The sequence below is a fragment of the Streptococcus sp. Marseille-Q7156 genome (genome assembly GCF_965119495.1).
Genome location: NZ_CBCPLU010000003.1, coordinates 1 through 5,989, shown reverse-complemented (window position 1 = coordinate 5,989; position 5,989 = coordinate 1). Strand labels below are relative to the sequence as shown.

The 5,989-nt window shown below is 35.0% G+C and carries 6 protein-coding genes and 10 tRNA genes; 10 read left to right on the top strand and 6 right to left on the bottom strand.

From position 1 onward, the window contains the following. The first annotated feature begins 5 nt into the window (after positions 1-5). The 10 genes from ACWPV5_RS10095 (at position 6) to ACWPV5_RS10050 (ending at position 954) form a co-directional block, all read left to right on the top strand. A tRNA-Gly gene (locus tag ACWPV5_RS10095) sits at positions 6-76 on the top strand. Between the two features lie 34 nt (positions 77-110). Beyond that, positions 111-184 (top strand) — tRNA-Ile (locus ACWPV5_RS10090). A gap of 82 nt (positions 185-266) precedes the next feature. Then, positions 267-356 (top strand) — tRNA-Ser (locus ACWPV5_RS10085). A 10-nt stretch (positions 357-366) separates the two neighbouring features. Then, positions 367-440: transfer RNA gene (locus ACWPV5_RS10080), tRNA-Met, on the top strand. A gap of 3 nt (positions 441-443) precedes the next feature. Beyond that, a tRNA-Phe gene (locus ACWPV5_RS10075) sits at positions 444-516 on the top strand. A 12-nt stretch (positions 517-528) separates the two neighbouring features. Next, positions 529-609: transfer RNA gene (locus ACWPV5_RS10070), tRNA-Tyr, on the top strand. A gap of 4 nt (positions 610-613) precedes the next feature. Further along, positions 614-684, top strand: a tRNA-Trp gene (locus ACWPV5_RS10065). A 14-nt stretch (positions 685-698) separates the two neighbouring features. After that, positions 699-771, top strand: a tRNA-His gene (locus ACWPV5_RS10060). An 18-nt stretch (positions 772-789) separates the two neighbouring features. Further along, positions 790-861, top strand: a tRNA-Gln gene (locus tag ACWPV5_RS10055). 9 nt (positions 862-870) lie between these two features. Continuing rightward, positions 871-954 (top strand) — tRNA-Leu (locus ACWPV5_RS10050). A gap of 70 nt (positions 955-1,024) precedes the next feature. On the opposite strand, the gene ACWPV5_RS10045 is transcribed toward ACWPV5_RS10050, so the two are convergent. The 6 genes from ACWPV5_RS10045 to ACWPV5_RS10020 form a co-directional block, all read right to left on the bottom strand. Further along, entirely contained in the window at positions 1,025-2,167 is a 1,143-nt protein-coding gene (locus ACWPV5_RS10045; RefSeq protein WP_454383749.1) for a tyrosine-type recombinase/integrase, read from the bottom strand. Between the two features lie 52 nt (positions 2,168-2,219). Continuing rightward, on the bottom strand, positions 2,220-2,561 hold the full coding sequence (locus tag ACWPV5_RS10040; RefSeq protein WP_454383751.1) for a DUF771 domain-containing protein: 342 nt from the start codon (positions 2,559-2,561) through the stop codon (positions 2,220-2,222). A gap of 20 nt (positions 2,562-2,581) precedes the next feature. Further along, on the bottom strand, positions 2,582-3,712 hold the full coding sequence (locus ACWPV5_RS10035; RefSeq protein ID WP_454383747.1) for a replication initiation factor domain-containing protein: 1,131 nt from the start codon (positions 3,710-3,712) through the stop codon (positions 2,582-2,584). An 89-nt stretch (positions 3,713-3,801) separates the two neighbouring features. Further along, positions 3,802-5,223: an FtsK/SpoIIIE domain-containing protein gene (locus ACWPV5_RS10030; RefSeq protein ID WP_454383745.1), complete on the bottom strand. Its 1,422-nt coding sequence runs from the start codon at positions 5,221-5,223 to the stop codon at positions 3,802-3,804. Continuing rightward, on the bottom strand, positions 5,220-5,459 hold the full coding sequence (locus ACWPV5_RS10025) for a hypothetical protein (RefSeq protein WP_454383743.1): 240 nt from the start codon (positions 5,457-5,459) through the stop codon (positions 5,220-5,222). The genes ACWPV5_RS10030 and ACWPV5_RS10025 overlap by 4 nt, the downstream gene beginning before the upstream one ends. A 13-nt stretch (positions 5,460-5,472) precedes the next feature. Beyond that, positions 5,473-5,892, bottom strand: coding sequence for a hypothetical protein (locus ACWPV5_RS10020; RefSeq protein WP_454383741.1), 420 nt, complete (start codon positions 5,890-5,892; stop codon positions 5,473-5,475). Between the last annotated feature and the right edge of the window lie 97 nt (positions 5,893-5,989).

Below are 5,989 nucleotides of genomic sequence, written 5' to 3'. Positions count from 1 at the left end.
TTTAAGCGGGTGTAGTTTAGTGGTAAAACTACAGCCTTCCAAGCTGTTGTCGCGAGTTCGATTCTCGTCACCCGCTTTGAACTTTGTTCTTTGTACCAAGTTTTTAACTTGGGCGCGTAGCTCAGGTGGTTAGAGCGCACGCCTGATAAGCGTGAGGTCGGTGGTTCGAGTCCACTCGTGCCCATAGTGTTTAGTCCATTACTAGAGAATTGAAATATTATCTTTTCACTAATAGGACACGGGTTTGTTCCCGTATAAACTATTTTGGAGGATTACCCAAGTCCGGCTGAAGGGAACGGTCTTGAAAACCGTCAGGCGTGTAAAAGCGTGCGTGGGTTCGAATCCCACATCCTCCTTTTTTATTAACGCGGGATGGAGCAGCTCGGTAGCTCGTCGGGCTCATAACCCGAAGGTCGTAGGTTCAAATCCTGCTCCCGCAATAAGGCTCGGTAGCTCAGTTGGTAGAGCAATGGATTGAAGCTCCATGTGTCGGCGGTTCGATTCCGTCTCGCGCCATTTATATATTTTGGAAGGGTAGCGAAGAGGCTAAACGCGGCGGACTGTAAATCCGCTCCTTCGGGTTCGGGGGTTCGAATCCCTCCCCTTCCATTTTACGGGCATAGTTTAAAGGTAGAACTAAGGTCTCCAAAACCTTCAGTGTGGGTTCAATTCCTACTGCCCGTGTTAATAGAATTATGGCGGGTGTGGTGAAGTGGTTAACACACCAGATTGTGGCTCTGGCATGCGTGGGTTCGATCCCCATCACTCGCCTATTTTATTTTATATTATTGGGGTATAGCCAAGCGGTAAGGCAAGGGACTTTGACTCCCTCATGCGTTGGTTCGAATCCAGCTACCCCAGTTACTATTTGCCGGCGTGGCGGAATTGGCAGACGCGCTGGACTCAAAATCCAGTGTCCGCAAGGACGTGCCGGTTCGACCCCGGCCGCCGGTATAGTATAGAGTTAAGGAACGTTGATAAATCGGCGTTCCTTTTTGATTTGGTCAACTTTTGGTCAATAATTCTATTTCTTAACTAAACTCGTCAAAACAGCACGAACTTTGTTATTTTCAATATCTGCTTTTTCCTTTATCAGATGGCCGTAAGTTTCAGTTATTTGCTTAATATCTCGATGCCCCATTAATTTTGAGACTGCCCAAATATCAACACCCATTGCTAACATTGTTGAACAATACGTGTGTCTCAGACCTGTGCTTGTCATAGTTTGAGGATAAATTTTCAAATCTTTTAAAATTTGTTTTAGATGCTTATTTATTCCTGCATTTGTTACAATCTTATAATTCAAATCTACTAAAATCATATTTTCGTTATTTGTGATTGTACCGTTTTCAATGAATACAGTTTGTTCTTGTTTTAATTTTTTTAGAATAGTTAAAGTATCATTATCAACAGGAATTGTACGGATTGATTCTTCTGTTTTTGGGTTTGCCCATCGTTTTCTAGCTGTATCATATCGTCTATAAGTTTTGATTTCTGAACTTTGCCACAACACACAATCCCATGTGAGACCTGCAACCTCTCCTGCACGCATTCCTGTTTTTAGTTGAATTAGTAAAAGATACGGTACAATTGAAGTTGTTAAATCAAGATTGTTTTCTAAATATGTTACTAGTTTTTGATAGTCATCAAAGCTATGAATATATTTTTCATCTCTTCTTTTTTTAGGAGGACGACCTGAAATAATGACACCTTCAGTAAAATCTTCTATATTAAGCTTATCTCGTTTCGCAAATACAATCACATTTCTAATTTCAGCATTCATTCTACTAACATTGTCACGACAATTTGTTTCAGCGTACTTGTTTATAAAACCTTGATATTCGCTTGCTTTAATTTTCAAAGCTGGTTTGTCTTTGAAATATTCTTTGATAAACTTACCACGCAATAAATGTTTATTAAATGTAGAGTCCGCTTTTCCGAGTGGTTTAACTGTTAATTCTAACCACTTTTTCCAAAGGGCATAGAATGTAATATTTTTATCAATTATTGCGCCGTTTATCAATTTGAGTTCAAGAGCGAGTGCTTCAATTTCAGCTTCTTTTTTTGTCTTGAATCCTGAATTTGAAGCCACTACCTTTTTATTTTTATCAAATATTCTATAATCCCATAAATTCTTTTTACCTCTTTTTCTGTATGAAACTGACATGATTACCTCTTTCTAAAAAGACAATAACCAAGATATTATCTTGGCTATTATATCATTTCTCTTTTAATAATTCTGAAAAATACTGTTCAAAAAATGTTCTTGTTTTAGAAGCTAAGAAGATATATCTACCGCCCTGATTTTGAGGATACTTTACAAAACCATCTTTATTTTTATCAATATCAATTTTTGAGCGAATATCAGACCGATAGAGGACATTTTCTAATAACCACGGTCGAGATACTGAAATCATCTCTAAAACCTCAGATAAGCTCATATATTGCCCTTGTGATGCCTTGTTTTTTAAGTCAAGATATTCATCTTTCTCAACGATAATATGAGAAGTAGGCAACTGTACTTCTAAATTTTCTATTTTAATTAAGATTTTATCCATCATATAAAATTCCTTCCTTCGTCTTACTTGAATACCTGCCACGGCTTTTTTTCTTTCTTTAGTTCATCTTTTTTATTATTTAAAAAGATGATTGTATCAGGCGTAGGTTTGTACTTTGTTTTGAAATGAATCAAAACATGCTTGAAAAATTCCTGAATTGCTTCCTCGCCATAGATTTTTTGAATCTTGTATAGAAACGATTCTAAACCACTATTTTTTAACAAATAAATGTAAGTAGATAATAAGTTATTCTTCCGCCTTGGTTTTGACCTCAATAAATCAAAATCAGTCGAAACGTATTCCAGCATAACCTTTGAAATATCCCATAATTCATCATTTTTGAAAAATAAATACTTGTCAGTAAATCGTTGAAAAATGAGGCTTGACAACTCTTTATCATTCCGACATTTTAAAATATCTAAACCAGTTTGGTTAGCGTAAGCTTGTCTGATTGACATTTCAAATCGCACCCAATCTTGACATTTTAGGGCTTCGTCATAATAGATACCTTTCTTTTTCTCCTGTTCCAGTTTTTTATCATAGATGCGCAGAAGTAGAGAATTTCCCTTGTTTGCTTTGCTACCAACATAAATTGTTTCTACTCTATTGTTTGTATTGAACGTACTGATATTTGACTGATTTTTTCTCAATTTAATTGTATTTGTAAAACTGTCAATGTATTTTGATTTTATTGTTGACTTGTTTAACTCCTGATGAATCTGATTCACTTTCAAACCTTCATCTATAAAATCAATCGCAAAATCAATTTTTGAAACTCTACAACTACCACTAAAATAATTTTCTAATTCAAAAAATTTTTGCACTAATTGACGATACGAAATTTTTTGATTATCTTCTTCACGTCGTTTCATATAGTGTTTTAAACCTTGACCCGAGAATTTGAGAAAAATTCCCATCCTTGGGCTGTCAGTGTTAAAACATAACAAGATTTCAAATTCATCAAAATTAATAATATAATTGTAGCCTGAAAATCCTTTTTCATTTAACTTATAGTTAACCGTGTACTTTTCTAATTCCAATAATTCATCAATTTTTAAACAGATAGTTGAAGCAAATGCTTCATAATCAGACATCATTTCATTAAAATCTGGTAAAAATACGAATGAAATTTCATCAACGTCACATTGAATCATATAACATAACTCCTTTTAATTATTTTATAGTTAACCCACAGGGGGTGGGATGGGGGTCATTACTAGACCCCCATGAATGCTATACCCCATTATTTACGCTTTTTTCTTAATCGTTGACCGTATAAAAACGCTCGTTTAAATGTACTAATATTTTCCAAACCGTGTTCGTGTAGATTGATATTCCAGAACTTTCTGGGTTTACTGAATTGTCCATCAGTAGTCATGATATACCCAGAAAACCTGGGCGCATGATTATCAATATTGTCAGTTTCTCCAAAGACCATTCGAGCTAATTCATCTGTTATAGCGCCATTTGATAAACAAATACGAACACCTAAATTATCTCGTATCGCTGTACTTAAAAGTTCTGACCTTGGTTGTTGCATACAGATACAGATATAGACACCACTCGAACGAGAACGAGATACGATAGACAAGACCAAATCTTGAACCCTTTTTCTCATTTTAGTATCAGTTATACTTGATAACATCGCAGAATATTCTTCGATAATACACAGCTTCAGCTTCATCTCTTTACCGAAATTGACAAAAGTTGCGCCAGTAATATCATCACGTGCTGACAATTTTGCAATTTCTTTTTCACGTTTAATAACTAATTCCAACAATTCTTCAAAATATGCTAAAATCTCTTCACTGTCCGATAAAATAGACCCAGCTGGTAGAAAATCCCATGAGCTGAACTCAGATTTTACATCTAATATTGTTAAATCAACATCTTCATTGAACATAAATACTTGTGCGAGCATTGATTTTAAAAACGTTGTTTTGGAGCTATTTGTATTTCCGACCAATAATAACTGAGGAGAACGCAAGAAAGAAAAGGTCAAGCCTTCTTCAACTGTTATTTCAAAATCATTAGCTGGTTTTAATTCTGTGATATGTTTAGGCTTCAGCTGTCTTGCCTTAGCTTCTACGATATCATCTAATAAATAAATGAACTCTGTATTATCTTCACTTAACCAATAATCTAAAACAATCAAAGAACGATTTTTACCCACTAGACAAGCTGATAACATTTCCGCAAACTTTTCTAAATCATCATTAGTTTGGTCAGCTAATTTTTTGATTTTAACCGTGATGCGCCTGCTTAGCTTCTCGAAGCTCGCATGCGCTTTACTAACATCTATGAATTTGCTACCAACTTTGCGATTCGCAGTTACTGAATCTAACAATGCTTTGTGTGTCTGTCGTTCTATCAACCTTAGCTGATAGTATAGAGATACTGAACCAATTTTTGATAAATTTAAACTAAACCGAATCAATAACCCAAGATTCGTCAAAAGCAAGACAGCTATTCCAATTACTTCTAAATGAAAGCCAAGCTGTGCTTCACTTCTAAAAATCCCAATCTCTGTTCCTTTAAATAGTAGCCATCGAATAATACCACCACCAAATAGTAACCCCGCTCCAACTACTTGAAGCAGAGTTACGAAATTTGGTAAGGTTGGCATTAAATGACCTGTATTTTTATTTAATCTGTATCTAATCATAAATACCTACAAATTTCTTCCATTTCCTTTAACATTTTGCGACGAATGAGTTCAAAATACATGTATGCACGAATGAAATCAGTGTAACGACCGTTTGAGTAAACTAAACTCAAATTAACAAAAGATGAAACTCGTCCTTGGACTTCAGAATTTATGTATGTTGATAAAACTTTACGAAGTTCCAAAGGAAGGTCTAAAGCTGATAAGTCATCTAATTCTTTAAAAATTTCTTTCATATCTATTTCCTCTTTACTTTAAAGTAACTTCTTTGACATCCTCAGCCCAAACTTCTATAACATCATAACTTTTATACTTGTTATTTCCTCTTGGATTGACTAACTGATACAAATGTCTAAACTGAATCTTGTTCGCAATCTCCAAACTTGGAACAACAAGACTAATCAATTTAACCGAGCCATCATCTCGAGGCATAGAGAGAAACACTTCATAGCCAATTGATTTTTCTGAGAATACAGGGGCGTTTTTACCATTACTGTTTTTCTCAAACCCAACGATTGGGAAAAATGGTTTTGGCTCTGTAACACTTACTGCGACGCATGTAGAAATGTTGCTGAGAACTGGAGCAGTACGACGATCGTTTACAATTGAACCTTCTGATTGTTTTGAATTGCTTCCAAACAATCCTGTTTGAACTAAATTATTATTCATATTTGTTACCAAACTAGCTAAAAACTAGTACTTTCTTTTAAATCTTTCTTGTAAATATTTGAACGTTCGTTATTTACATTTAAAGTGTATCACGATT

Bases quoted from the DNA above. Each gene is read 5' to 3' on its own strand.
- ACWPV5_RS10045 (WP_454383749.1), bottom strand. From the start codon at position 2,167: ATGTCAGTTTCATACAGAAAAAGAGGTAAAAAGAATTTATGGGATTAT.
- ACWPV5_RS10040 (WP_454383751.1), bottom strand. From the start codon at position 2,561: ATGATGGATAAAATCTTAATTAAAATAGAAAATTTAGAAGTACAGTTG.
- ACWPV5_RS10035 (WP_454383747.1), bottom strand. From the start codon at position 3,712: ATGATTCAATGTGACGTTGATGAAATTTCATTCGTATTTTTACCAGAT.
- ACWPV5_RS10030 (WP_454383745.1), bottom strand. From the start codon at position 5,223: ATGATTAGATACAGATTAAATAAAAATACAGGTCATTTAATGCCAACC.
- ACWPV5_RS10025 (WP_454383743.1), bottom strand. From the start codon at position 5,459: ATGAAAGAAATTTTTAAAGAATTAGATGACTTATCAGCTTTAGACCTT.
- ACWPV5_RS10020 (WP_454383741.1), bottom strand. From the start codon at position 5,892: ATGAATAATAATTTAGTTCAAACAGGATTGTTTGGAAGCAATTCAAAA.